The sequence below is a fragment of the Catellicoccus marimammalium M35/04/3 genome, from assembly GCF_000313915.1.
GTDB classification, from domain to species: domain Bacteria; phylum Bacillota; class Bacilli; order Lactobacillales; family Catellicoccaceae; genus Catellicoccus; species Catellicoccus marimammalium.
The window spans coordinates 35,410-61,816 of record NZ_AMYT01000011.1 but is presented as its reverse complement, the minus strand read 5'-3'; the positions used below and the strand labels follow the sequence as shown (position 1 = coordinate 61,816).

The window sequence follows — 26,407 nt, the reverse complement described above, 5'->3', positions numbered from 1 at the left end:
CTTAACACAAAAAAGGGAAGAAAGTTTCCTTCCTTCCCTTTCCAATCGTCAAAAGACTATGCTTCTTTTGCTGTTTCAGTAATCATATCTACTGCACGTTTAATCTTAATATCATGTTTCAACATGTCATCGCTTAATACGTTACGTACTTGTTCTTCTTCCATGTTGTATTGTTGTGCTAATTCTTTAATTTCTTCAGCAATTTCTGCTTCTGTTACCTCAATTGCTTCTTTTTCTACTACAGCTTCTAATACTAAGTTAGCAGCTACACGTTGTTCTGCTTCTGTCGCAAATTGAGCACGTAAATCTGCTTCTGTTGTACCTGTTAATTGGTAGTACATTTCAGCTGATAAACCATTATTTTTCATTTGTTGCATGAATTGGTCCATTGAACGTTGAATTTCTTCATCGATCATTTCTTGTGGAATTTCCATTTCAGCGTTTTGAACTGCTTTTTCTAAAGCTAAGTTACGTACGTTGTTGTCTGCTTCTTCTGCACGTGTTTTTTCTAAATCTTTACGGATTTTATCTTTTAATTCTGCTAATGTTTCTACATCTGCATCTACATCTTTAGCGAATTCGTCATCTAATTCTGGTAATTGACGTTTTTTCACTTCATGTACTTTTACTTTGAAGACTACAGGTTGACCTGCTAATTCTTCTGCATGGTAATCTTCAGGGAAAGTAACGTTAACTTCTACTTCATCCCCAGCTTTAGCACCTACTAATTGATCTTCAAATCCTGGGATGAATTGTCCTGAACCTAATGTTAATGGATAGTTTTCACCTTTTCCACCTTCAAAAGCTTCACCATCTTTAAACCCTTCAAAGTCGATAACTACTGTATCTCCTTCGCAAGCTGGTTCATCACTGATGATCATTTCTGCTTGTTGGATTTGTAAGTTTTCTAATTGTTTTTCTACATCTTCGTCAGTAACTTCACGGTTTTGTTTTTCTACTGTTAAGTTTTTGTATTCGCCTAATTTAACTTCAGGACGAACAACAACAGTAGCTTTCATTACCCAGTCTTGACCTTTTTCCATGCTTTCCACATCAATTTTTGGTGCAGCTACAGGTTCAATTCCTGCTTCTACAACTGCTTGTGGATAAGCCATTTGTAATAATTGGTTTAGTGCATCATCATATAATGCAGCTTCACCATACATACGGTTGAACATTTGACGTGTGATATGTCCTTTACGGAATCCAGGCACGTTAATATTTTTTTTGACGCGATTAAATGCACGGTCTAATGCTTTTTCTACATCTTCTTTTGCAATTGTAAATGTTAAAGTACCTTCATTAGTACCTTGTTTTTCCCATTTGGCAGTCATTATATTCCCTCCAAATAATGTTTCTCTTTTTTATTGTTGTTCATATATTCGCAGTTCTGCGTTATATTACACTCCTATATAATACTGAATTTTCCTAGGAATTTCAAGCCTTTAAGCGTTGAAAAAAAGAGAAACCATTGGTTCCTCCTAATTTCTTAATCTTGCAATAATTCGTAAATATCCATTGCAATTAAATCAATATCATCAAATTGATATACTTCGTTTGTTTTTGTATCTTTTAATTCGAAAGTTCCAGATGTTTCCCCATCAACACTTGGAATATAAGTTACGCTACAACGTTCTTCGCGTTCACCATTTTTTTCCACTTCAAAACGACGTGTATTTACTTCAGGGGTAGCTGTATCCATCATTTTTTCTAAACATTTAATAATTGTCCCTAATTGAGATTTTTCAGCCATGCGGATTTCACTCCTTTCTCTTATTCTCTGGATGGTTATCCTAACGTTATTATTATAGCAAACAACCTATTCATTTGCACTGTATTTTTGCAAAGTTTCCTAGTATTTTCGCCATTTTTAGACAAAAAAAAGAGGAGTCGCCTCCTCTCTTTTTTATTATTCACCAACGTATTCGTTTACTAAAGCAACAACTTCATCCATTGTTGTACATTCAGAAACGGCACGTTGTGCTAATTCTTGCATTTTTGTTGTATCTAAACGTTTCATTAAGCTACGTGTTTTTAAGATACTTGTTGCACTCATAGAGAATTCATCTAAGCCTAAGCCGACTAATAATGGAACTGCTGTTTGATCTCCAGCCATTTCTCCACACATACCAGCCCATTTACCCTCTGCGTGAGCAGAATCAATTACGTGTTTGATTAAACGTAAGATTGATGGGTTATATGGTTGATATAAGTAAGAAACGCGTTCGTTCATACGGTCTGCAGCCATTGTATATTGAATTAAATCGTTTGTTCCGATTGAGAAGAAGTCAACTTCTTTAGCAAATTGGTCTGCTAAAACAGCAGCAGCAGGAATTTCAATCATGATTCCGACTTGGATACCTTCTGCTACTTCAACGCCTTCAGCGATTAATTTCGCACGTTCTTCTTCTAAAATTGCTTTTGCAGCACGGAATTCTTGCAATGTAGCAATCATTGGGAACATGATACGTAATTGACCATAAACAGAAGCACGTAATAACGCACGTAATTGTGTACGGAACATTTGATCTTGGTCTAAGCAGACACGAATTGCACGATATCCTAAGAATGGGTTCATTTCGTGTGGTAATTCTAAATATGGTAATTCTTTATCCCCACCGATGTCCATTGTACGAACAACAACTGGTTTACCATTCATACCTTCTAATACTGCTTTATATCCTTCAAATTGTTCTTCTTCTGTTGGGAAGTCATTTGAATCCATATATAAGAATTCAGTACGGTATAATCCAATTGCTTCTCCACCATTGTTTAATACACCAGCAACATCTTTTGGTGTTCCAATGTTGGCAGCTAATTCAAAGTGTTTGCCATCTGCAGTAACTGTTTGGGCATTTTTTAATAATTCCCATTCTGCTTTTTGTGCAGCATAAGCTTCACCTTTTTTAGCAAAATCAGCTTTTTCTTCTTCTGTTGGATCAACGATAACGTCACCTTCGATTCCGTTAACGGCAATCATATCTCCATCTTTTGTTAAAGATGTGATTTCTTGTGAACCAACAACCGCTGGAATTTCTAAAGAGCGAGCCATGATTGCTGAGTGAGAAGTACGTCCACCGATGTCTGTAACAAATGCTTTTACATATTTACGATCTAACTGTGCAGTATCACTTGGTGTTAAATCGTGAGCGATAACGATTACTTCTTCATTAATCATTGCTGGGTTTGGTAATTTAACACCTAACAAGTGTGCCATTACACGTTTTGTAACGTCGCGAATATCTGCAGCACGTTCTTGCATATAAGCGTTATCTACCATTGCTTCAAACATAGAAATAAACATATCTGTTACTTCTTTTAAAGCAGACTCTGCGTTGACAGAGTTATCTGTAATATTTGCTTCAATTGCAGAAATCATTTCTGGGTCTGCTAATACCATTAAGTGAGCATCAAATACTTGAGCTTCTTCTTCCCCTAAAGATTCTGCAGCTTTATTACGGATGATTTGTAATTCTTCTTGTGATTTTTCTAACGCGGCATGTAAACGATTAATTTGTTCTGTCGCATCAACACCTGTAACTTTTTCAAAAGAAAGATCAGGTTGAACTAACATATAAGCTTTTGCAACAGCTACACCGTCACTTGCGCCGATACCTTTTAATACTTTCGACATTTTTATTCAGCTAAGCCTTTCATTACTTCTTCAATTGCTGCCATTGCATCTGCTTCATCTGCTCCATCAGCAGTGATTGCTACAGTAGCACCTTGACCAACACCTAAAGACATAACGCCCATGATTGATTTTAAGTTAACAGCTTTGCCGTTGTATTCTAAGTTGATATCTGATGAGAATTTGCTTGCAGCTTGTACTAATAAAGTAGCTGGACGAGCGTGGATTCCTGTTTCATCTACAATGTGAAATTCTTTTTTTAACATAGTGATTCTCCTTTATATTTACAAATTTTTTTCAACTTCTATCATAAATAGAAGGAAAATAATAAACTTTATACAGAAAACATAGAAAATTATTTCTTGAACTTCTACATTTCCTCTTCACTTAAGTAATATTATCATTATGTGTTACCCGTTGCAATATTTGAAAACAATTTTCATCATTTTCAAATATTTACAAAATCATTCTAATTCTTCTTCCTCTTTTTCTTCCCAATGATAAATAACATCGCCATTTCTTTGTGCTTCTCCCACAATATGATCTCGATCTTTTTGCTGTAGCCAAACTTCTCTAAATTGTGGGAATTCTGCATTCTTTACTTCTAGATTTTGAATTTCATGCTTACGCAAGCGATCTAATTCAATAACGTAATCCATCTTCCTCCCCCCCTTTGTGCTATTATACTATGTGGAGGGGAGTAAAATGCAATTAATTAATATTACACAAAATCAATTTTTAAAAGATTTACCAAGTACAATTTCATTTGCTCAACAATATACTTACGGTTCTTTAACTATTGAATATTACCGAATAAAAGAAAAAGAAAAAATAATAATTTATCATCCAACAAGAAATATTCAACCAAAAGAAATTATTGATATTTATCAGACTTTCCCATTTCCGATTCCAAAAGAAAATCTTAGTTATATCTATTTGTATCATCAATTTCAACTTACATGGAAAAAGCTCCCTAAATAGGGAGCTTCTTTTTATAATAATTTTTTCAGTTCTACATCTGGATACTTATCTTGGAACCAATTCATTGCGTATTGATTTTCAAATAAGAATAATGGTTGACCAAAGCGATCTTTAGCTAAAATGTTACGACTAGAACTCATTTTTTCATCTAAATCTTCTTCATTAATCCAACGAGCCATTTTATTCCCCATCGGTGTCATAATGACTTCTGTATTGTATTCATTTTGCATACGATGTTGGAATACTTCAAATTGTAGTTGACCTACTGCCCCTAAAATATATTCATTCGTTAAGTAAGTAGTGTATAACTGAATGGCACCTTCTTGAACTAATTGTTGAATTCCTTTATGGAATGATTTTTGCTTCATAACATTTTTAGCTGAGACCTTCATAAAGATTTCAGGTGTGAACTGCGGTAATTTTTCATATTGAATTGGAGTTTTACCCGTATACAATGTATCTCCAATTTGGAAATTCCCAGTATCATATAACCCAATAATATCTCCGGCAACGGCATTTTCTACAGTTTCACGACTATCCGCCATAAATTGTGTAGAGTTATTTAAACGCATTTTCTTTTGTGTACGGCATAAAGTAACATCCATGCCACGTTCAAACTCTCCAGAACAAATGCGAACAAAAGCAATACGGTCACGGTGGGCAGGGTTCATATTTGCTTGGATTTTAAAGACAAATCCTGAGAAGCGTTCATCTTCCGGTTGAATTTCTTCTCCTTCTTCGTCTAAGTGACTTGATGGAGCAGGCGCAAATTGTAGATAAGTTTCTAAAAACGTTTGCACTCCAAAGTTAGTTAACGCAGAGCCAAAGAAGACAGGCGTTAATTTTCCTTTCGCAATCGCTTCTTCAGAGAATTCGTTTCCTGCTTCTAGTAATAATTCAATATCTTCTTTTGCTTGAGTGTAAACACTATCTTGATGCAATGGATGGTCTTCTGGAATATCCATCTCTTCATTTAAAGGAATAAAACGCTCTTCTGATCCATATTCTTCTGGACGATGTAGTTCTACACGTTTATGGTAAACATCGAATAATCCTTTTAATCCTTTTCCCATACCAATAGGCCAATTCATTGGATAAGCATCAATACCTAATACTTCTTCTAATTCTGCGACAAGATCTAACGGTTCACGTCCATCGCGGTCTAATTTATTAATAAAAGTAAAAATAGGAATTCCACGCATACTACAAACTTCAAATAATTTCTTTGTTTGTGCTTCAATCCCTTTTGCGCTATCGATAACCATGACTGCACTATCTACCGCCATCAATGTACGATAAGTATCTTCAGAAAAATCTTCGTGCCCTGGGGTATCTAGGATATTAACGCGTTTCCCATCATAATCAAATTGCATCACAGAGCTCGTTACTGAAATCCCTCTTTGTTTTTCAATATCCATCCAGTCTGATTTCGCAAAGTTTCCAGTTTTCTTCCCTTTAACTGTCCCTGCTTCACGAATTGCGCCACCAAACAATAATAATTGTTCAGTAATGGTTGTTTTCCCCGCATCGGGGTGGGAAATAATCGCAAAAGTACGGCGACGTTGTACTTCTTCTTGCAAATGACTCATATTAGTTTTCCTCTTCCTCTACTATTTTTTCTTCTTCTAAAAATTTCACTTTTAATTCAATGATACGTGCATCTTCAATTACTTCTGTAGTTAAAATTAAATGATCCACCTCATAGCTTAAGTGTTCTCCTTCTTCTGGGATTACACCTAAAGCAGAAATTAAATATCCTGCCATAGTATCTACTTCATCCATCTCTAATTTTTGATGGAAAATATCATTAAATTCATTAATTGTCATGCGTCCTTGGATTAAATATTCATTTTCTGAGATTTTCTTATATAGACAATCAATTTCATCACTTTCATCATCAATTTCGCCTACAATCTCTTCTAATAAATCTTCCAAAGTAACCAACCCTACTGTGCTACCATATTCATCTAAAACAATAGCCATTTGATTTTGTGTACGCTTGAATTCATACAATAAATCATCGGCAAAAATAGTTTCAGGCACAAATAAAGGCTCTTGCATCACATCTTTTAATTGGAAATTTTCAAATCCTACTTGATATGCCGCATTTAAAATACGTTTTGTATGAACAATACCAATCACATTATCACGGTCTTCTTGATAGACAGGAATTCTTGAATATCGTTCTTCTAAAATTTTACGGACACTTTCTTTTTGGTCTTCTTCTACATCAATCATAAACATATCTGGTCGTGGTACCATCACTTCTTTTGCTTTCATTGAATCTAAAGAAAATACCCCTTGGACCATTTCTAGTTCTTCATGATCTAAAATGCCTGCTCCTTCATTTTCTAATAAGTAGCGCATTTCATCACGCGTCATTTTGTTTTCTGCATCATCAAATTTCATCGGTGTTAATTTAGACAACACATCGATTGATTTTGACAATAACCAAACAAAAGGCTTCGCTAAAATACTCAACCAACGAATCGGTTGAACAACAAAACGAGCGACTTGGTCGGGACAATTCATAGCAATACGTTTTGGGTATAATTCTCCAAAAACAATGGAGATATACGTCAAAATAATCATCGCAATCACTTGAGAGATTTGATACGCTGCTGTAGAACCTCCTAATAAAGGCGCAATCATCTTCGCAATCGAATCTGCTAAAGAGGCCCCTGATAGCAAAGTAACGACCGTAATTCCTACTTGAATCGTTGATAAAAAGTTCGTTGGTTCTTTTAAAATTTTCAAGATCAACGTTGCTTTTTTATCTCCTTGCTCTGATTGCTGCTCTAAGCGATTATGGTTCACTTGCACCATCGCCATTTCTGCTGCAGCAAAAAAAGCATTAATTAATGTTAAGACGACTAATAATACCAATTCGAATAAAATCGAATGACTGTCTCCGTCTGGCATTTCACATTCCTCACTTTTTATTCATTTTATCGTTATTATAACACAAAAAAGTAAGAGGCGTACCCCTTACTCTTCTCCATTAATTCCTTTAACTAAAGCATCTTCTCGTTGCTGCTGCTTGTGAATTCGGTAAATCTGTAAAAATGACTTCACAATCACCTTAACAATCGCATAGAAAGGAACTCCTAAAATCATTCCTAATACCCCAGCGATATTTCCTGCAACAAGTAAAATAATAATAATTGTTAAAGGATGTATATCTAAACTCTTTCCAATGACATTTGGATAAATAATATTTCCATCAATTTGTTGGACGATTAAAACCACTACAGCACATAAAACGGCTTTCCATGGAGAATGGAATACAGTAACAAACATTGCTGGTGCCAATCCCAAATAAGGCCCTAGGTAAGGAACCATGTTTGTTAGCCCGGCAATAACCGCTAATAAAAAGGCATAAGGAATACCAATTAATTCATAACCAACAAAGGTGCAAAGTGCTACAAACACACATTCCATCGCTTGTCCACTAATATAAGAAGATAAAGTATCACTCATTTTATGTAATAAGTTAGCAATGTCATCACGAATACTTTTTGGCAAATGTTTACGAATTCCTGGAATCATTTTATGACCATCTTTTAGCATGTAAAACAAAATAAAAGGCACAGTAATCATCATCATCACCATACTGGTCAATGAAGATAATAGATTTCCTAGTCCAGAACTAATCGTCACTAATAATCCTTTGATCGTTTTAGCAATCGAAATATCAAATTTATGCAAATATTGATCAATGTTTAATTCTTTCATCCATGGCTCATGGCTAATTTTAGCAAAGAAATCTTGTAAATCTCCCATCACTGAAGGAATATTTTTTGATAAATCTACCAATTGAGCAATCAAGCTTGGGATAAAAGTAGATACAGAAAGACTAATAATGCCAATTAACAATAGAAAAACAATTGCAATTCCAATAATTCGCTTGATTTTAAAGCGCTCTAATAATGTTACTAATGGATTCGTAATATAATATAAAAATCCAGCAAGCAACAAAGGAGCAAACAAGGTCGAACAAAATGCTGAAATTGGCTGGAAAAGAAATTTAATCTTTGTCGAAACAAAAATTAAAGATGCCAAAATCAATAATTCTAACGACCAAAATAAAAGATTCGATTTATTGAATTTTTCAAACATAGATGCCTCCTTTTCTTTTTTTCATTATACAAAAAAAGGCTAGTAAAGACTAACCTTTTTTCATAAAAATCACCCATCAAAACTTATTTTCTCGACAGTTGCTTGTAACGATCATACCAAATATCTACATATTCTTGAGAGAAAGGTCCTTTATGATGATTAATCCAATCGACTAAAATTTTGACATTTTCTTTTAAAATATAGTCTATTTCCTTGGAATAATGCATTTGACGTCGATGAATTTCATACTCGTCTACATCAAGGAGGCGTTTTTCTCCATCTGGGAATACTTTGATATCTAAATCATAATCGATATATTTTAACGCCTCTGCATCTAAAACATATGGGGAAGCTAAATTACAGTAGTAAGATACTCCACGTTCGCGAATCATCGCGACAATGTTAAACCAATATTTTTTGTGAAAGTAGACAATGGCAGGTTCACGTGTAACCCAACGTCTACCGTTGGCTTCAGTTACTAATGTATGATCGTTTACACCAATAATGGAATTCTCACTTGTTTTTAAGACCATGGTGTCTCGCCAAGTGCGATGCAAGCTACCGTCATGTTTATAACTTTGGATGGTAATGATGTCACCTTCTTTTGGAACGTGCATCCTTTACCCTTCTTTCTAACAGAATATCGTTCATTCTTGATTATTATATCGAAAGTTCGTGCTTCTGTCTATTTTCCTTTTTCGCTTTTTTCAATACATTGATTCATCTTTTCTTGTAATTTACAAAGTGCAAATGGAACTTGATTTAATTGATATCCACCAAAATCTGTGGATTCTTTTACTTTTTGAGTTAACACTAAAATATGCCATACTTTATGGGTAAAAATATGTTTCACTTCCCCTGCATAGTGCCACTCTTCTTGATTTGTCGCCAAAGAAGAAAGATAAGGAGTAGATGGCTCCAATAAAGAAACTTGTCCTTTTTCACTATAGTAACGCTCAAAAGACATAAACTTTTCTTTAGAAACTTCTTCTAATGGAAAAAGGCGCATATTTTGTAACAATCCTTTTTCTTTTGGCGGTAAGAAGTAATACTCTCCGTTTTCATTATGGTATGCCATAGCCACAAAATACTCTTCTTTTTTCTCTATCTTTTTCCCTTTTTCTGGAAAATCAAGTACGGTATTTTGTTGGAAAGAAAGACATTGTTCTTGTAAAGGACAATCCAAACAACGTGGTGATTTTGGAGTACAAATCTCACTTCCAAGATCCATCAATGCTTGATTAAAGTCTCCAGGTCGAGTATGAGAAATCGTTTGTTCTACGACTTTACGAACTTCATTGACTGTACGTGCCTTTTTGATATCTCCTTTGATTTGATATAAGCGAGTATATACCCGTAATACATTCCCATCTACTGCTGGAACTGCTTCTTGAAAAGCAATGGACGCAATCGCTCCTGCGGTATAAGGTCCAATTCCTTTTAAAGTAAGTAATTCAGTATAAGAAGAAGGAAAATACCCTAATTCTTGAATTTGTTGGGCTGCGACTTTTAAGTTTCTTGCTCTTGAATAGTATCCCAACCCAGCCCAAAGTTGATGTAACTTTTCTTCAGAAACTTCTGCTAACGCTTGAATCGTCGGTAATTCTTCAATAAATCGTTGATAATAAGGTAAAACGGTCACAACTCGAGTTTGTTGTAACATAATTTCTGATACCATAACATGATAAGGTGTAGGATCACTTCGCCACGGCAATTCTCTTTTATGCCCATCATACCATTGTAATAACTGTTCTTTCATCCTTGCTCCTCTTCTTTTTCTTGTAAATACTGTTGAATATCATCACTGGCATATCCTTTACGATATAGCATCATTTTTAATTTTTCTTTTCTTGTGTATTCATCATATTTTTGATACTTTTTCCAATATCGATCTGCAACCGGACGCATTTTTTCTAATTCTGATTCTAAAGAAAATTCCAATTCGCTACATACTTCTTGAATAATGTCACTTTGAAATCCATCTTGATATAATTTTTGCCGAATTTTTTCTTTTTGTTCTCGAATACTTTTTTTCTGATAGCGCAATTGTAATTTTTCGGCTTGTTTTTTAGCATTCTCGTATTCTTTTTCTCTTGGATATTCTTTTTGGCTTAAAAAAATATCATTTTCAGAAATCCCTTTTTCTTTTAACTGATACGCAATCGCTCGTGGTCCTTTTTTACCCTCTCTTCGTTTGGTACGCATATAACATTGTGCATATTCTAAATCGTTTAACCAACCATAATCGATGAGTTGACGAATCACTTTTGCTCGCACACGCTCCTTATGATTTTTTTCCTTTAAATACTGATCGACTTCTTGAATCGTCCGCATTTGATAAGAAATCCAACGTAAGGCTTGTTCATACGCTTGGTCAGAACTCATATTTTTTTTCATTTCAATAAAGTCTTCTTGCGTGAATTCCTTATCTTTTAATAAGCGGTATTGCACTAAAAAATCTTCTGAAACAATCATTGGCTCATGATTTTGCCAATAGATGCGATAATTTTTCTTTAATTTCTCCACTTTTTGGACTTTTTCATAGATTTCTGCCATCTCTTTTCTCCTTTCATGGTATAGTAAAGGCAAATAACTGTAGAAAGGATCCACTATGAATAATCAATCTCTATTAAACCAAACTTTGCGTTTAAAAGTAAAGCGCCTAGGAATTAACGGAGAAGGAATTGCTTATTATAAAAAAACTTTAGTCTTCATCCCTTACGCCTTACCAAAAGAAACGGTACTTGCTCGTGTGACAAAGGTCAAGCAAAATTACGTTGAAGCTACCCTTGTAAAATTTGAAACTATCAGTAAAGAACGAGTGAAACCTCGTTGTCCTCATTATGCAAAATGTGGTGGATGTCAATTACAGCATCTATCTTATGAGGGACAACTTGCTTTTAAAGCAGATGTCATTTTACAAGCTTTAGAACGCTATTATCCTAAAGGAGCGAAAAATATTTCTATCCGTCCAACCATTGGCATGGATGAACCTTACTTTTATCGTAACAAATTACAATTCCAATTGCGTTATCAAAAGGAAAGAAAAATGGGCTTATTCCAAGAAGGATCTCATACGCTCGTTCCAATCGATGACTGTTGTGTCCAAGATCCATTAACACAAGAAATCGCCAACAGTGTATTTCAAATTTTAAATCGCTTTGAAGCTTCTTTTTACGATGAAAAAACACATCGCGGCTTGTTTAAAACTTTAATGGTTCGTGTCAGTAAATATACAAGAGAAGCACAAGTTGTTTTAATTACTACGAAAAAAAATGTGCCGCAACTAGAACGCATCGTCCAAGCGATTGCTAAAAGTAATGAAGCAATTATTTCTATTATGCAAAATGTTCAACCTGATAAAACTTCTTTAATTATGGGAGAAGAAACCATTCATTTATGGGGTAAAGAAACGATTCGCGAATATTTAGAAGAACAACACTTTGATTTATCTGCTCGCTCTTTCTTCCAATTAAACACAGTACAAACAGAACGTTTATATGAAGAAGTTCGTAAAGCGTTACAAGTTCAACCCAACGATACCATTATCGACGCTTATTGTGGAGTGGGAACGATTGGATTATCTGTTGCCCCTTATGTAAAAGCAGTATATGGGATGGATATTATTCCTAGTGCGATTGAAAATGCTAAGAAAAATGCCCAACAATTAGAAAATAATAATACACACTACGAAGCTGGAAAAGCTGAAGTTATTATTCAACAATGGGTGAAAGAAGGTCTTCCTGTCGATGGAATGATTGTCGATCCACCACGCACAGGATTGGATGATACGCTATTAGATACTTTACAAGCTTATCCGATTCCAAAATTAGTCTATGTAAGCTGTAACCCTTCTACTTTAGCTAAAGATTTAAATCGTTTATCTTCTCTTTATGAAGTACAATATATCCAATCGGTAGATATGTTCCCACAAACAGCTAGAGCAGAAGCGGTTGTTTCTCTAACTCGAAAAAATTAATAAGAAAAGATTAAAAGAAAGAATAAAGAGATAGGATAATTATCTCTTTATTCTTTTTTCATGTTATATTGAACTTGTTTCAAGAAACCTAGTACATAAAGGAGAAAAGAAAAATGAAAAAGAAATGGTTAGGAATTGGCATGGTCGGCTTATTGAGTGTTGCTTTAGTCGGTTGTGGAGATAAAAAAGAAGAGGAACACAAAGAATCTTCTTCTAGCAGCGTAGAGCAAACAACAAAATCGACAAAAGAAGAAACAAAAGATAGCAAAGCTCAATCTGGAAATCAAACCACAAAAGCTGATGCAGCAAAATACGTTGCGACTCCAGAACAATTAAATAAAGCCTTCCAAAAGAAAAACAAAGGATACCAATTGACTGAAGTCAAATTTGAAACAGAAAATCAAACTCCTGTTTATAAAATGGAAGGAATTAACTCTTCTGCTAAGAAAGAAGTAACTTGGGTAATTAACGCCGATAAAATGAACAAAGAACTTCAACGTACAGAAGAAAATGAACAAGAAAATAAAGACCACGAAGTATTACCATTAAAAGAAATCAAAACTTCACCAAAACAAGCCATTGAAATTGCGAAAAAGAACGCAGATACTGATATGAAGGCAACAGAGTGGACTTTAAAAGTTGATGATAATACTCCTGTATATAGTGTAACTTTCCAAAAAGATCGTAAAAATGAACAAAACGAAAAAGAAATTACCTTAACGGCAAAAGATGGTAAAGTCGTAGATTCTGAATCTGATTTTGAAGCAGAATCTAGTTATGATGACTAAAAATAAAAAAAGACCTCTAATCTGAGGTCTTTTTTTATTGCAAACTAACCGACTAAATTAGCAAAACGACTGCTTAAATTTTGATTTTTCGTTGGTGTAAAGTAAGAATCTACAGTATTAGATTCAATATAATCTGAATTTTGTGAAACAAGAACTACTCCTTGTCCATTATGGATCGCAAATAAGTAAGTAGTATCATCCCCATTATTTGTCATTCCATCATAAGCACCTACAATATGATAGCTGCTTCCTGCTTCTTGATTACCTAACGTTACCGTAACAGGTTGTCCACTCACATATAAGGTTGCAGAACCATTTTGGAAATCAGAAACAGAGCATCCCATATTACCTACATATTCAGAAAATCCAACTTTTGAATAATCTTGTCCCATTGAAGCACTCCATTGCGTCATTAAATTCCCTAATTCCGCTTGTTTTGTGCCATTCCATTTTGAATTAGAAACATTGGCGGCTTTTGTGGCTGCTTGTTCTCTTTTTTGTACTTTTTTCTCTTTTGATTTTTGTTGTTTCTCTGCTAATTCATCTTTAGCTTTCGTTTCTAGATCTTTAGCTTTACTATCCATTAATTCTAAACCAGATTCTACTTTGCATACTTTTTTAGCATTATCTAATGCTACATCGTAACGACCTTCACGATAAGCTTCTTTGGCTTTCATATACAAATCTACTTGCTCTTTGGCTGCTTTTAAATCTTTATTATCTGGATCTTTTTTCAAGGCCTCATCTAATTTTTCTTTGGCTTGATTATAAGAATCTTCTTCTAAATCATTTTTGATTTCTACTAAAGAATTTACCGTTTGTTCTTGTGCTGATTCTGAACTAGAAGAAGAACTAGAAGAAGAAGACTGCCCACAACCAGATAAAAGGAAAACGCTAGCTAATCCTAAAGTAGCGACAATATATTGCATTTTTTTCATACGATATTTCTCCTATTTTCATTCTTTTGCCTTTTTAGGATAGCATAGTTTTCTTCCTTTATATACCTTTCTGTTTATTTTTCTTAATTTTTCTCGATTTTTTCTAATAAAAAAAAGAAATTGTACATCTTTCTGTACAATTTCTTTTTCAGTAAAGGCTAATGACTTACCAATTGATTTTTGGCCTTTGTTAATTTATCCATTGCCTCTGTCAATTCATGTTCTGTTGGTTTTGGCATTTCATAAACCGAAAGTGCATACGCATAGGCTTGATAAAAATTCATCCAACTTTCTTTTGTATACTCATCGCTACGATAACTTTGTAAAGTAGCTAATTCATCATATAGTCGATGTAGTAGACCATTAATTCTTTCTGTAGAAGTTTCTTTCTTATCTTCCGCGGTTTCTACTTTGTCTGTAGAGACTGTGGATGATACGGTAACATCTTCTCCTTTTGAAGATTCATCTTTATTTTCTTGCATGCGCATTGCATTTAAAAAAGCTTGTTTTTGTGCATCATCCATTTTGTTCATTGCCCATTCCTCCTTCTTGCGTATTCATTCCTAGAACAGATTGTAAGGCTTGTTTTACTCGTGGTAAATCACCACTAATATCTTCATAAGAAATACCATCTAACATGAAGTTATTTCCATGTAAATAATCAGTTTCCATATGATCAAAACTACTACGATAAGTGGTAGCCATTTTTATCATCACTGACATTGGCATATCGGTTTTCATGTTGTGTTCTACCGTATCTAAAATAGATTTATAATGCAATAAAGAGCTAGCAGAACCTAATTTTTTAATAATCGCTGTCACTAATGCACGTTGGCGTTTTTGACGTCCATAATCTCCATCTGGATCTTCTTTACGCATACGAGTGAAGGCTAACGCTTCTGCTCCCGTTTCAATTTTATTTGGTCCTTTTTGGAAAGTATAACCATCAAAAGTAAAGGCTAAATTACTATCTACCGTTACTCCTCCTACTGCATTTACTAAGTCTTCCAATCCTTTCATATTAATAGTGACATAATATTCAATGGGAATTCCTAATAGCTGCTCTACGGTAGCAACAGAATTTGTGGCTCCTCCATAACGATACGCGCTATTTAATTTAGCCTTTCCACCACCGTTCGTAATATCTACATAAGAATCACGTTCCAAACTCATCATCAACGATTTATTCTCTTTTGGATTCATAGCTAATACCATCATTGTATCGGTTAATCCACCATTATTACTACGATTTAATGCACCATCGTCCGTACCTAGTAATAAAATTGCGATTGGTTCTCTTTTCTTCACTTTTTCATTCGCTACTTTTAGAGACGTTTCATCATTTGGATTTTTTTGATCTTGAATTCCATTCATCATTCTTGTTGTATCCCATAAAAATTTACCTAAGAGAACTAACAGTAGTACAACAATGATCCAAAGCCAATATTTCTTCTTTTTTTTCTTTTTCTTTGGTCCTACTTCTTGGGTAGTAGAAGCAGTAGTTGATGAAATTTTTGTTTCTTCTCTACTTTCTTCTTGTTCTTCTACTCTAGAAGTCTTTTGTTTCTTTTCTGGTACACGCAAAATCTCTTTTTTACTCTTTTTCTTATGACGATCCATTCTTGAAGTCATAATCTACTCTCCATTACTAAAAATAATATTTCTCAATATATGCTCGATCAATAAATAATGCTTTTGGTACATTTTCACATAATAAGTAAACTGCAGAATGACGATCTGCTAGTCGTTTAATAATATCAATACATACATTGTATGATTCTTTAAGTGATTGTACCATATGTTCTAACTGAGAGAGTACCTCTAACCAAGGATTTTTCTTATCCTTAAAATCTTCTTTACTTTCTTCTAACAAAGTTAAATATAATTGCTCAATATATTCAATTCGACGATATAAATTTGTACAATAAATAAAGTTAATTAAATTTCCTTTCTTTTCTACTTTTGGAAAAGCTTTTTGGTCATCGTAAATATATTTTGCTTCTTGCTCTAATGTACTTTTAAACCCATGAAATTGTGTGCTAATACGTAAACAAACTTCTTCCGCTTCCTTACAGCGAAGTTCTAATTTTTGTAAACGATCAAAAATATCATTCGTTTGTTCAATTTCACTTACTTCATCCCAAATTCCCATGATTCTCACCTCGAATATATCTCTCTTACTATTAAATGTATCATAATTTTTACACTATCCCTAATAAAAATAACCGCTTTCTTAAAAAATATGATATGATGACAAAGAACGAATAAGGAGGGATAAAATGTGGCAAAAAATTAAAAACAACGAAATTATTATGTATCTAATTTTTGGTGTACTGACAACTGTGGTTAACATTGTGAGTTTCCAAGTTTTTCTTTTTCTTCATTGTCCTATTATGGTCTCCAACGTGATTGCTTGGATTTTATCAGTTCTTTTTGCCTTTGTTACCAATGCAAAATATGTCTTTCAAAAAACATACACTAGTAAAAGAGAACAAATCAAAGAATTTGCTTCTTTCACTTCATCTCGTATTGTCACTTTAGTTTTAGAGATGATTATTTTAGAAATTGGTCTTTGGTTTTTACCTTCTGCCACTCTTTTAGTGAAAATCATTGCTCAAGTATTAGTTATTATTTTGAATTATCTTTTAAGCAAGTTTATCGTTTTCAACAAAAAAAGCAGGGAATAAGCTCCCTGCTTTTATACTACTTCATCATCGCATTCTTCATCGTAAAAATCTTCAATTTTTTGTACCGATTCTGGATCAATTTGTTCCAAACATTTTTTCATTGTATTCATTGCTTCATCATAGCGGTATTCTTTAAAGTATTGTAGACTTTCATTAATCGTTGATGTTACATCATGAGTAGTACGATAACGATTTGCATATTGCATGTATTGTTCAGCTAAGCGTGCATGACGGACAATTTGATTTGTCTTCATCGCGATATTTGCTACTTTTTCACGAATCGTCGCTACATATTCGTTTAGTTTTAAAATATCGACACGAACTTTTGCTAACTCTACACCTAAACTTTCAATATATTCAGAAACCAAGAAGAAATCATCTAGATATTCTGTAGGTAATCCAGGTAAACGATATTTTTCAATATAGCGTTTATAAGTACGCATTTTAAATTCAAATTCTTCAAAGGCAGCTTCCGCTTTTTTGTAATCCTCTGTCATTTGAACCATCGTTTGATCCATTTCTACTTGTTGATTTTCAATATCCTCTAATACATTGAAGGTTTCCCGATAAAACTCTTCTACTTCACTGTAGATAGCAGTATGGTTATCTAACATTGCTTCCCACATATTCACTTGACTTTGTAAAGAATCAATTTCTTTTTGGAAATTACGTGCACGACCCACTTCATTATTATGGAAAACATAAGACTGTGCAGTATGATCTAATTCAATCGATAACTGACGATTATTTTTATAGGCATGATCTAAAAAGTCACGAATCATACCACGACTGCTATCCACATAATTTTTAGCGTCGACTTCTTTTTGCATTCCTTCATAAAGTTCATGAATTTCATTTGCAATCCGTTTATTTTGTGTTTCTACAATATCAATATCACAACGTTCTAACGCATTTTGTGCTTCTTCAATATGAGCTTTTAGTTGAGATAATAATTCCGAAATATCTCCTAATTCTGCCGGAAATTGGAATTGCATTTCTACTAAATGTTGATATCCTTCTTGTAAATCTAACCATTGTTCTTTGAAGGTAGTTTCGATTTCTTTATTTAATGGTGGAATTGCTTTGAAAAGTACACTTGCTACATTCACTTCTTTTTCCGCTTTTTGTAAGCGTTGTGCAGCTTCTAATGGATCCCCATTTTCATTTAAATCATCTACTTCTTTAAACGTATTGGTTACATATTGCAATTGTTTTTGAACTTCTGGTAGAGCAACACCATAACTTTCAGGATTTTCTTCAATATCAGAGGTTAGGGCTTGTAATAAATCTAACGAAGCTTGAACTCGTTTTGAATTATCGGCTTCACTTTCTTGTAAAAGTTGTAAACCGTCTTCAATCGAATGAACATTTTCTTCCCATTCTTGTAAACGAGCGTCTAAATAATCCATATATTCTTTCGTATGAGAAATGTAAGCATAACGGTTCATTGTTTCTGTAATTTCCATAAAATCTGCTTCGATGTTTTTCTCATCGGCATGAACCACTTGCCAACGTTCTTCCCATTGATGGAAAATATTTTGACTTTGACCTACAAGATGCATCTTTTTGATTTCATCTAATTGTTCTTGGACTTTATTCTTTAATAATTCCATTCTCCGTTCGTTCAATGCTTCATAGCGTTTTTGTAACTTATGGATTGTATAAGTTAACCAAAGGAAAATTCCTAAACTCACAAGAAGAATGAGTATTAAAACGAATAACCAAGTTTTCGATGTCATCTTTATTCCTCCAATAGTATAATAATTTCAAGGTGCAATGAATAATAAAGGATTATCTCCTTTTGCTATGTTGACCCTACATTAGCGACAATATAACAATGATATTATAGCATACTTTAGAACAATAGAAACAAATTCCCTTAAATCTTTTCTTCGCTAGTAATAAAAGAAAGAATCTCTTTTGGTGTTCTTACTATAAAATCTGCACAAGAAGGATCTTGACCATATTGAGGTTGATGATAGGCAATTATCGTTAATCCTGCTTTTTTTGCTGCAGTAATCCCCACTTCACTATCTTCGACCGCAATCGCTTCTTCATTTGAAACCCCTAAATCCTCAATGATTTGTTGATAAATGGCTGGATGAGGCTTTGTTTTTGGAAACTCTTCTCCACTACGAATCTTTTGAAAAACATGTGTTAATTGTAATTCCTCTAAACAACGTTGAATATCTTTTTTCGTTGAAGAAGAAGCAAGCCCTAAAAGATACCCTTTTTCTTTGAGAGACAAAATTGTTTCTACCATCTCTTTATTTTCCATATCTAAATAAGATAAGGGATGTTCTTTTTTATAGGCTACATATTTTTCTTGTAATTCTTGGCAAGAAATATCCACCCAAGGCTCTACTAAATGCCATAAAGAAGAAAAAGTTTCTCCAATAAATTGATACCAATCAATAGTATCTGTAGGGTAACCCAAAGAGGCCATAAAGGCTTTTCGTCTTTCTTGGTAGGCTTGTTCGGTGTCTACAATTACACCATCCATATCAAAAATCACTGCTTTTATTTTTTTCATTGCTATTCCTCATCTCTTCTTTTTTCTAATAAACCAAAATGCTCTAGAGCATGATAAATCCCATGCTCATCGTGATGTTTTGTCACATAATCACAAACTTCTTTTAATTCAGGAATACCATTTCCCATTGCCACACCAATCGCCTTACTTTTCATTACTTCTAAATCATTATAACTATCTCCAAAAAATAAAAGATGTTCTAATCCCATTTGGTGAGCTTGTAGTACCTCTTCAATCCCTCGTTTTTTGGAATGACCTTTTTGGATAATTTCGACGGTAAAAGGATTAGAACGAGTAATGGTTGCTTCTTTTACTTCCTTTTGTAACGATTCATCCTCAGATTGTGGTTGTAACAAAGTAATTTGATAAATCTTCCCTTGAATCTTTGGAACACTAGCAGGTGCTCCTCTTCGTAATTGATAACACCCTTGCAAAACAACATTGGGAATGTAACGTTTCATTTGATGTACTAATGGTAAAAAGACAGAGCTTTGAGCAAAGCGCATAAATAAACTGCCTTTCTCTTCTTCTACCCCTTGCCAAATTCCTTGGATATGTTGAGCTTTTTGATATTGCTTTACTTTATGCAAAATTTTTTCTTCTAAAGGATGGCAATACAAACGATGATAGCATTGATCAATGATGTATTGACCATTAAAGCAAACGTAAAAATCAATGGGTAGCTCACTTACTTCTTTTGGTAGTTGATTTGGACCTCGACTTGTCGCAATACCAATTTTATAACCATTTTCTTTTAAAATTTGAATTGCTTTTTGTGTAGAAGCAAGTACATGATTCTTTCTTGTCACTAAGGTACCATCAATATCAAAAAAGATTGCTTGAATCATTCTACTTCGCCTCCTGTAGAAAAGGAAGCATAGTAATGATAAAGATATAAAAAGCTAATCACAATGAGTGCAACCAATCCATAATTGATTTTTAAAAAGCGATAAACCGTTAGTAAAACTACAATGGCAAACATAAATCCTAAGCACCACATCATAATCTTCCGCCCAAAGCAAGCAACCACTGCTTTTTCATTCGCATTGAGCTCATATTTTCCATTATTTTCTTTCCATTTTATAAAATAACGAGGAAATAAATACAATCCTTTTTTATGAGACCAAAAAGCGCCAAGTACATAAAAAAGAACAAGAAGTCCGAAAATAACCCAACTAAAAGCAGGGATATTTAAATTAACTAAAGAAAACATATTTTTTCCTCCTTTTTTTCTTTTTTATCATGATAACATGATATACTTAAGAAGAAATAGGATTTATGAAAATAATAACAATAGGGAGAGAAAAATTTTGCTACTTTATGTACTCATCGTTTTATGGATTATTATTGCTTTAGGAATCAGTTTGGTTGCTGGAAAACAAATTTATAAAAAATGTCGTACACACGTTCATTTTATTATCACAATCAAGACTGAAAAAGAACAAACGAATGGTAGAAAAAAAATTCATATTCAAGTGAAAAACGAAGGAATTACTAAAATTCTAATTACAGAACTAGGCATTCGTTCTTTAGATACTAAAGAAGTTTATTCTTTCCATAAATTAACAGATCATAGTGCACCTCTTCCTAGTTGGTTAGCACCAAATCAAACCATTGAATTCATCCAAAACTTAATGGATATTCCTCTTGAATTTCGTGATAAAACAAAAGAATATGCCATTTATGCTAAGGATGATCAAGGAAAGGTTTACTACGAAACCTATCAGAGAAAGGATGAAAAATAAAAAATGGGGTTATCTTACACTACAACACACCAAGTTCAATTTTATGAGTGCGATATTCATAAACAGCTTACTTTACCAATGCTGATGAGTGTTGCCATCACAGCAGGAGAATTACAAACTTATTCTCTTGATCCTACTGCGGATGCGTATTTAGAAGAACATCATTTAGGATGGATTATTACCAACCACAGCTTAGATATTCATCAATTTCCCAAAGAAAATGAACAAATTTTTGTCACAACGGAAGCTGAATCTTACAACAAATTTTTCTGCTATCGTAACTTCTATATTCATAATCAACAAGGCAAATGTCTAGCTACTATGAAAAGCGTTTTTTCTTTAATGGATCTAGAGACAAGAAAAATCGTTACCGTACCAGAAGAAGTCATTTCTGTTTATCAATCAGAAAAAATTAAACGTATTCATCGCTTCCCAGTGGTACCAGATCCAAGTGGAGAAATGCTAGCACAAGAAAATTATCGTGTTCGTTACTTTGATTTAGATACAAATCGTCACGTAAATAATGCACGTTATTTAGCTTGGATGCTAGATGTACTTCCTTTCTCTTTCTTAGAAAAATACGAACCAACACACATTGAAATTTCTTTCCAAAAAGAAATTGAATATGGCAATACCATCTCTAGTCAATGTGAAGAAAGAGAATCTACAGAAGCAGATAAAGAAACGGCTCATTACATCTATAATCAAGATGTTTTATCTGCCAAAGCTCTTATCTCTTGGCGCCAAAGAAATGAGAATGAATAAAGAATCGAGGAATCGTTTATGCAAGTTACAAAACAAATCAATTGTCCATCCTCTTTTATTTATAATGAATTGATTGATTCTGTCTTATATGATATTAAAAGAACTACTGGAAAGAAGCCTAAACGCTCTCATCTAGAAAATTTTTCCTACGAAAAACGATTCCATGATGGGAGTATTGGCACAGTCACGATTACAAAACAAGAAGATGATCGTTGCTATGCTTTCCAAACAAAAACTAAAAATAATACCTTTTACACTTCTTATGAAATCACACCCATTGATGACTATCACTGCCAAATTTTTGTGCAAGAAAAAGTAGAATCCGATGGTTTTTTCCAAAAAATCAATGACTTCTTAATGATGACATTATTTTTACGTAATAAAAAGCAGCACTTATTGCAAATGCTTGCGGAAATGGAAAAAAAATATCAAACTGAAAAAATCAAAGAAGATAACGACCGTTTGAAAAAATAAGCATTTTTCGTTATAATTAGACTTGATTTTTCGTCCTCGTAGCTCAGCTGGATAGAGCATCGCCCTCCTAAGGCGAGTGTCGCACGTTCAAATCGTGTCGGGGACGTAAAAAGGACTAGAGAATTTTCTCTAGTCCTTTTTTATTTCTAACGTTCTTTATTTCTCATTATTACCCTTTTCATTTGCTTGATTAATGTTTCAAGTCTTTAGCAGCTGCTTCGTCAATAATAATCGTTACATCAGGATGTTTTTGTAAAATACTTGCTGGTAAATCTTCTGTAATTTCCCCTTGGATCATTTTTGCTACTGCATCTGCTTTCTTTTCGCCATAAGCTAATAAAATAATAGATTTTGCCTGCATGATAGAATCAATTCCCATAGAATATGCTTCTGTTGGCACATCCTCTACACAATCAAAGAAACGCTTATTCGCTTCAATCGTTGATTTAGTTAATTGAACTTTATGCGTTGGAGTCGTGAATGGTGTTCCTGGTTCATTAAATCCAATGTGTCCATTTTGACCTAAGCCTAAGATTTGTAAATCAATAGGATGCTCTTTTAAAATTTGATTGTATTCCGCGCAAGCTTCTTCTCCTTTTTTCCCATCTGGAATATAGCTTTTCTTAAATGGTTTTACATTAAATAATTGCTCTTGCATAAAATAGTGATAACTTTGTGGATCTTCTGCTCCTAATCCTACATATTCATCTAAATTTACAGAAATTGTATTGGAAAAATCTAAATTACTATTGCGAATGTTTTCATATAAAGTACAAGGAGTGCCTCCTGTTGCTAATCCCAAAACGTTTAATTGTCCTGTTGCCATTGCTCCTTTAATTTGATCAAAAGCAATGCGTCCGCCTTCTTGTTCATCTTTTACAATTAATACACGCATGTTGGTTCTCCTCCGTTCTCATTGGTCTATACCAAAAATATACCATAGGGCGAAAAATCTGTCTATACCATTTATCGAAAAAAATAAAAAATAATCACCAAAAGAATTTTCCTTGGTGATTATAATGTATTAATACAATGAAGCTGCCAATACTTCGCTACCTTTATTTGATCCAATATATAATTTACCATTAGAATAAGCAATTCCTTCAGCTTCACGACGTTGACTATTTAATTTCGTATTCGCAATCAATTTCGAACCGCCCGTATCTTCTGTTGATGTTGGTAATGTGAAACCAATAAATCCACCATCAGTTACAACATACAATGCATTTTTATTCGCAATATAAGTCATACCTTGAATTGGTGTATCAATGCCAATTGGCATACGTAATGAAATTACTTGTCGAGATTTAAATGTACCATCACTTTGACGTTTTGATTCCCAAACTTCCCAATTAGCTGCTGATGATGTTCCCGGTTTTGTATTTTTGTATTCATTACATTTATATAAAGCATAAAATGTATTCTCATCTTTAGCTGCCATATTGAAAAATTGACGATTCGCAATATAGGAACGAGACTTATTTGTTGCAATAATACGTGATGTTGTATATTCACTCACTGTCAATGTATTTGGATTCACTTTGTTAAATGAATTAACTCCTGTTAAATCTCTATTATTTTCTCCCTCATTTGTTGTATTAACAAATAAGTTTTTACCATCTGTTGTTAATGTTTGTCCATGTCCCACAACAATTTCTGGTCCAACAGTAATTCCTGTAGAAATGGAAGCATATTTATTATAATCTTCACGAGATAATGCACGTAATTGACGTAAATCGCCCAATTTTCCTACTTTACTTTGGTCATAACATACAATATAGCCTCGATTTTTCATTGGATTTGAAGCTGATTTTTTCTCATCTAGTTTTTTATATAAAACATATATTTTCTTCCCAATTACGGATAATCCTTGTGGTTGCACTGTCTCCGAATTAGCCATTGACTCTTTATTGTTTGATTCACTTAAACGATAAGGTGTAAACAAAGCTGTTTTAAAAGTCATGTTCGGTGTACCTTTAGCTGTTGTCCACGTATTTGGAATCGATGATACTCCATATCCATTATCTCCTTGTGGTGCTGTGCCATAACTAGAACCACCTTTATACCCTGCTAAAGTATAGTTTAAATTAGTCATTTGATTCAAATATGGAATTTTTGGATATCCTTGGGCTGGTTGTTGAGGGTTTGCATTATATTTTACTTCCATTTCTGATTCACTATCACGGACTACAATATCCACTGTTTTACTTGCTGTTCCAATAGAATAGGTAACTTTATGGATTCCTGGTTTTGAAGTATCAATAGATGTTTTGTCTACTTTGACATCACGTGTCGGATTTAAAACAGAGCCATAATTACTTGTTGCATAGTTTACTGCGTTTAATGGATTCCATTTAGCAACATAGGTACCATTTTCATTTTTATATGAACGAACTAAACTAATTTTAGTTGGCACATTAATTTGGTTACGTAATACAAAATCATTATCTACCCAACCTGCATTAGCACCATTGCTAACAATATGATATTGTGTTATCCCTTTTGGATTGATATATTGCTGATTTACCTCAATATGTCCTTTTTGGAAAGTTGACATTGTTGTAAGTTTTGATCCGCCATCTGGTTCACTCCATACGCCATAATGATTTTTTTCATGGTTAGCCATTTTAGCTGTCGTGTTACTATCATAAATATAACGACGATCTAACCATCCTAAAAAAGTATTCGAACTTGGTTTTGTTCCCTTAAATACTTTCACTCGGTTACCAGATTCGTTAAAAGATTCGTCTGTATAACAAACTTTCGTACTATAACCTAATTTTCGATTGGTATAATCATAGTTTGATGTTGGTCCACTATAAAATTTTAATGTAGCTCCTGTGTTGATATATCCAGTTTTATCACTAATATTTTTATAATCAAAATATTGATTATAAACAGATTTTGAATCAACTAGTTTCGCGCAACCACCATCAATATAGCCCCACCATTTTTCTTTACCATTACTATCTGTACGATATAATGAATAATAACGATGTCCGTTTAAATAATAATATCCTTTTGCTTGGTATACCTGCCCATTTTTAGCAGTTGCATTCGGATTTGCCATTTTTTTAGAAAAATATAAATTATTCCATAATGAGTAATTATTTTTATCAATCACCACTTTTTTATTGTAAGATGTATATTTCATATCACGTAAGGATCCACTATACGTATACCCTTTCCATACGCGTTTTCCATTACGATCATATTGCGCCAAAGAATAATATTTTTGTCCATTTCCTAAAGTGTAATAACCATCTGTTTCATAGACACGTTCTCTATCTGAAGTTATATTTTTCTTTTTAAAATATAAGTCATTCCAAATATTTTTACCTTTCAAAGCAATGTATTTCTTTGATGAAGATAAATTTGTTTTTGTTAGTTTTTTAACATTATCAGAATGCATATATCCACAATATTTTGACCCTTGGTACATACGATAATAACGCTTACCATTAATATTGCGATAACCATCAGCTTGATATACAGTTCCTTGTTTTACGTTACTACTGCTTTTTAATGAAGAATCTTTAAAAATTCTTCCGTTTGATGATGATACAGTCATTTTTGATTGATAATTATATAATCCACTGGTTGCTGCATCTGCTTGATTATTTTCTAAAACTATTGAGGTAAATAATCCTATTGTGACTAATGCTAAATAACCTTTTTTCACTCTATCTTTCCCTTTCTTTTAATCATTAAATCATTCAATTAATATAAACAATCTATCAGATATACAATAAAAAATCATCACCTTC

At 33.5% G+C, this 26,407-nt stretch carries 28 protein-coding genes and 1 tRNA gene; 8 read left to right on the top strand and 21 right to left on the bottom strand.

Annotation, left to right across the window (positions count from 1 at the left end):
* Positions 1-56: 56 nt before the first annotated feature.
* The 5 genes from tig to C683_RS01895 all read right to left on the bottom strand — a co-directional run bounded on the left by tig (position 57) and on the right by C683_RS01895 (position 4,290).
* Complete coding sequence (gene tig / locus C683_RS01915; RefSeq protein ID WP_009488812.1) at positions 57-1,334, bottom strand: trigger factor; 1,278 nt, start codon at positions 1,332-1,334, stop codon at positions 57-59.
* 155 nt (positions 1,335-1,489) lie between these two features.
* On the bottom strand, positions 1,490-1,753 hold the full coding sequence (locus tag C683_RS01910; RefSeq protein WP_009488810.1) for a DUF1797 family protein: 264 nt from the start codon (positions 1,751-1,753) through the stop codon (positions 1,490-1,492).
* Positions 1,754-1,909: 156 nt separating this feature from the next.
* Positions 1,910-3,634, bottom strand: coding sequence for a phosphoenolpyruvate--protein phosphotransferase (gene ptsP, locus C683_RS01905; protein WP_009488808.1), 1,725 nt, complete (start codon positions 3,632-3,634; stop codon positions 1,910-1,912).
* Between the two features lie 2 nt (positions 3,635-3,636).
* Positions 3,637-3,897 (bottom strand): phosphocarrier protein HPr, encoded by a 261-nt coding sequence (locus tag C683_RS01900; RefSeq protein ID WP_009488806.1) that lies wholly within the window; start codon positions 3,895-3,897, stop codon positions 3,637-3,639.
* Positions 3,898-4,095: 198 nt separating this feature from the next.
* Positions 4,096-4,290, bottom strand: a complete 195-nt coding sequence (locus C683_RS01895; protein WP_009488804.1) for a hypothetical protein — start codon at positions 4,288-4,290, stop codon at positions 4,096-4,098.
* 46 nt (positions 4,291-4,336) lie between these two features.
* Between C683_RS01895 and C683_RS01890 the strand changes: the two genes are divergently transcribed.
* On the top strand, positions 4,337-4,612 hold the full coding sequence (locus C683_RS01890; protein WP_009488802.1) for a DUF1827 family protein: 276 nt from the start codon (positions 4,337-4,339) through the stop codon (positions 4,610-4,612).
* A gap of 11 nt (positions 4,613-4,623) precedes the next feature.
* Here the strand turns inward: C683_RS01890 and C683_RS01885 are convergent, their stop codons facing one another.
* The 6 genes from C683_RS01885 to C683_RS01860 form a co-directional block, all read right to left on the bottom strand.
* Positions 4,624-6,201 carry a peptide chain release factor 3 gene (locus tag C683_RS01885; RefSeq protein ID WP_009488800.1) on the bottom strand — a complete coding sequence of 526 codons (1,578 nt, stop codon included), beginning with the start codon at positions 6,199-6,201 and terminating at the stop codon, positions 4,624-4,626.
* 1 nt (position 6,202) lies between these two features.
* A complete protein-coding gene (locus C683_RS01880) occupies positions 6,203-7,534 on the bottom strand; it encodes a hemolysin family protein (RefSeq protein ID WP_009488798.1) in 1,332 nt (443 codons plus the stop codon).
* Positions 7,535-7,600: 66 nt separating this feature from the next.
* Positions 7,601-8,731: an AI-2E family transporter gene (locus tag C683_RS01875; RefSeq protein ID WP_009488796.1), complete on the bottom strand. Its 1,131-nt coding sequence runs from the start codon at positions 8,729-8,731 to the stop codon at positions 7,601-7,603.
* Positions 8,732-8,814: 83 nt separating this feature from the next.
* Positions 8,815-9,348 carry a nucleoside tri-diphosphate phosphatase gene (ntdP, locus tag C683_RS01870; RefSeq protein ID WP_009488794.1) on the bottom strand — a complete coding sequence of 178 codons (534 nt, stop codon included), beginning with the start codon at positions 9,346-9,348 and terminating at the stop codon, positions 8,815-8,817.
* A gap of 68 nt (positions 9,349-9,416) precedes the next feature.
* On the bottom strand, positions 9,417-10,490 hold the full coding sequence (gene mutY / locus C683_RS01865; RefSeq protein WP_009488792.1) for an A/G-specific adenine glycosylase: 1,074 nt from the start codon (positions 10,488-10,490) through the stop codon (positions 9,417-9,419).
* On the bottom strand, positions 10,487-11,287 hold the full coding sequence (locus C683_RS01860; RefSeq protein ID WP_009488790.1) for a RecX family transcriptional regulator: 801 nt from the start codon (positions 11,285-11,287) through the stop codon (positions 10,487-10,489). Before C683_RS01860 ends, mutY begins: the two co-directional genes overlap by 4 nt.
* A gap of 55 nt (positions 11,288-11,342) precedes the next feature.
* Here C683_RS01860 and rlmD point away from each other — a divergent pair, with 55 nt between their 5' ends.
* A complete protein-coding gene (rlmD, locus tag C683_RS01855; protein WP_009488788.1) occupies positions 11,343-12,710 on the top strand; it encodes a 23S rRNA (uracil(1939)-C(5))-methyltransferase RlmD in 1,368 nt (455 codons plus the stop codon).
* A gap of 113 nt (positions 12,711-12,823) precedes the next feature.
* Entirely contained in the window at positions 12,824-13,498 is a 675-nt protein-coding gene (locus tag C683_RS01850; RefSeq protein ID WP_009488786.1) for a PepSY domain-containing protein, read from the top strand.
* 44 nt (positions 13,499-13,542) lie between these two features.
* Here C683_RS01850 and C683_RS01845 read toward each other — a convergent pair whose 3' ends face one another.
* The 4 genes from C683_RS01845 to C683_RS01830 all read right to left on the bottom strand — a co-directional run bounded on the left by C683_RS01845 (position 13,543) and on the right by C683_RS01830 (position 16,588).
* Positions 13,543-14,436, bottom strand: coding sequence for a DUF4767 domain-containing protein (locus C683_RS01845; RefSeq protein WP_009488784.1), 894 nt, complete (start codon positions 14,434-14,436; stop codon positions 13,543-13,545).
* Between the two features lie 158 nt (positions 14,437-14,594).
* Complete coding sequence (locus C683_RS01840; protein WP_009488783.1) at positions 14,595-14,969, bottom strand: hypothetical protein; 375 nt, start codon at positions 14,967-14,969, stop codon at positions 14,595-14,597.
* Positions 14,953-16,068: an LCP family protein gene (locus C683_RS01835; RefSeq protein ID WP_009488782.1), complete on the bottom strand. Its 1,116-nt coding sequence runs from the start codon at positions 16,066-16,068 to the stop codon at positions 14,953-14,955. Before C683_RS01835 ends, C683_RS01840 begins: the two co-directional genes overlap by 17 nt.
* 16 nt (positions 16,069-16,084) lie before the next feature.
* Positions 16,085-16,588, bottom strand: a complete 504-nt coding sequence (locus C683_RS01830; protein ID WP_009488781.1) for a hypothetical protein — start codon at positions 16,586-16,588, stop codon at positions 16,085-16,087.
* A gap of 127 nt (positions 16,589-16,715) precedes the next feature.
* Between C683_RS01830 and C683_RS01825 the strand changes: the two genes are divergently transcribed.
* A complete protein-coding gene (locus C683_RS01825; RefSeq protein ID WP_009488780.1) occupies positions 16,716-17,123 on the top strand; it encodes a GtrA family protein in 408 nt (135 codons plus the stop codon).
* Positions 17,124-17,134: 11 nt separating this feature from the next.
* On the opposite strand, the gene C683_RS01820 is transcribed toward C683_RS01825, so the two are convergent.
* The 4 genes from C683_RS01820 to C683_RS01805 form a co-directional block, all read right to left on the bottom strand.
* Entirely contained in the window at positions 17,135-18,862 is a 1,728-nt protein-coding gene (locus tag C683_RS01820; protein ID WP_009488779.1) for a septation ring formation regulator EzrA, read from the bottom strand.
* Between the two features lie 140 nt (positions 18,863-19,002).
* Positions 19,003-19,656: an HAD family hydrolase gene (locus tag C683_RS01815; RefSeq protein WP_009488778.1), complete on the bottom strand. Its 654-nt coding sequence runs from the start codon at positions 19,654-19,656 to the stop codon at positions 19,003-19,005.
* 2 nt (positions 19,657-19,658) lie between these two features.
* On the bottom strand, positions 19,659-20,504 hold the full coding sequence (locus C683_RS01810; RefSeq protein WP_009488777.1) for an HAD family hydrolase: 846 nt from the start codon (positions 20,502-20,504) through the stop codon (positions 19,659-19,661).
* On the bottom strand, positions 20,501-20,869 hold the full coding sequence (locus tag C683_RS01805) for a hypothetical protein (protein WP_009488776.1): 369 nt from the start codon (positions 20,867-20,869) through the stop codon (positions 20,501-20,503). Before C683_RS01805 ends, C683_RS01810 begins: the two co-directional genes overlap by 4 nt.
* Before the next feature lie 97 nt (positions 20,870-20,966).
* Between C683_RS01805 and C683_RS01800 the strand changes: the two genes are divergently transcribed.
* The 4 genes from C683_RS01800 (at position 20,967) to C683_RS01785 (ending at position 22,746) form a co-directional block, all read left to right on the top strand.
* Positions 20,967-21,401: a hypothetical protein gene (locus C683_RS01800; RefSeq protein WP_009488775.1), complete on the top strand. Its 435-nt coding sequence runs from the start codon at positions 20,967-20,969 to the stop codon at positions 21,399-21,401.
* 3 nt (positions 21,402-21,404) lie between these two features.
* Positions 21,405-22,166, top strand: a complete 762-nt coding sequence (locus C683_RS01795) for an acyl-ACP thioesterase domain-containing protein (RefSeq protein ID WP_009488774.1) — start codon at positions 21,405-21,407, stop codon at positions 22,164-22,166.
* Between the two features lie 18 nt (positions 22,167-22,184).
* Positions 22,185-22,640 (top strand): DUF3284 domain-containing protein, encoded by a 456-nt coding sequence (locus C683_RS01790; RefSeq protein WP_009488773.1) that lies wholly within the window; start codon positions 22,185-22,187, stop codon positions 22,638-22,640.
* Between the two features lie 32 nt (positions 22,641-22,672).
* Positions 22,673-22,746 (top strand) — tRNA-Arg (locus C683_RS01785).
* A gap of 84 nt (positions 22,747-22,830) precedes the next feature.
* On the opposite strand, the gene C683_RS01780 is transcribed toward C683_RS01785, so the two are convergent.
* On the bottom strand, positions 22,831-23,535 hold the full coding sequence (locus C683_RS01780; protein WP_009488772.1) for a glucosamine-6-phosphate deaminase: 705 nt from the start codon (positions 23,533-23,535) through the stop codon (positions 22,831-22,833).
* A 129-nt stretch (positions 23,536-23,664) separates the two neighbouring features.
* A complete protein-coding gene (locus C683_RS01775) occupies positions 23,665-26,322 on the bottom strand; it encodes a glycosyl hydrolase 53 (protein WP_009488771.1) in 2,658 nt (885 codons plus the stop codon).
* Positions 26,323-26,407: the final 85 nt, after the last annotated feature.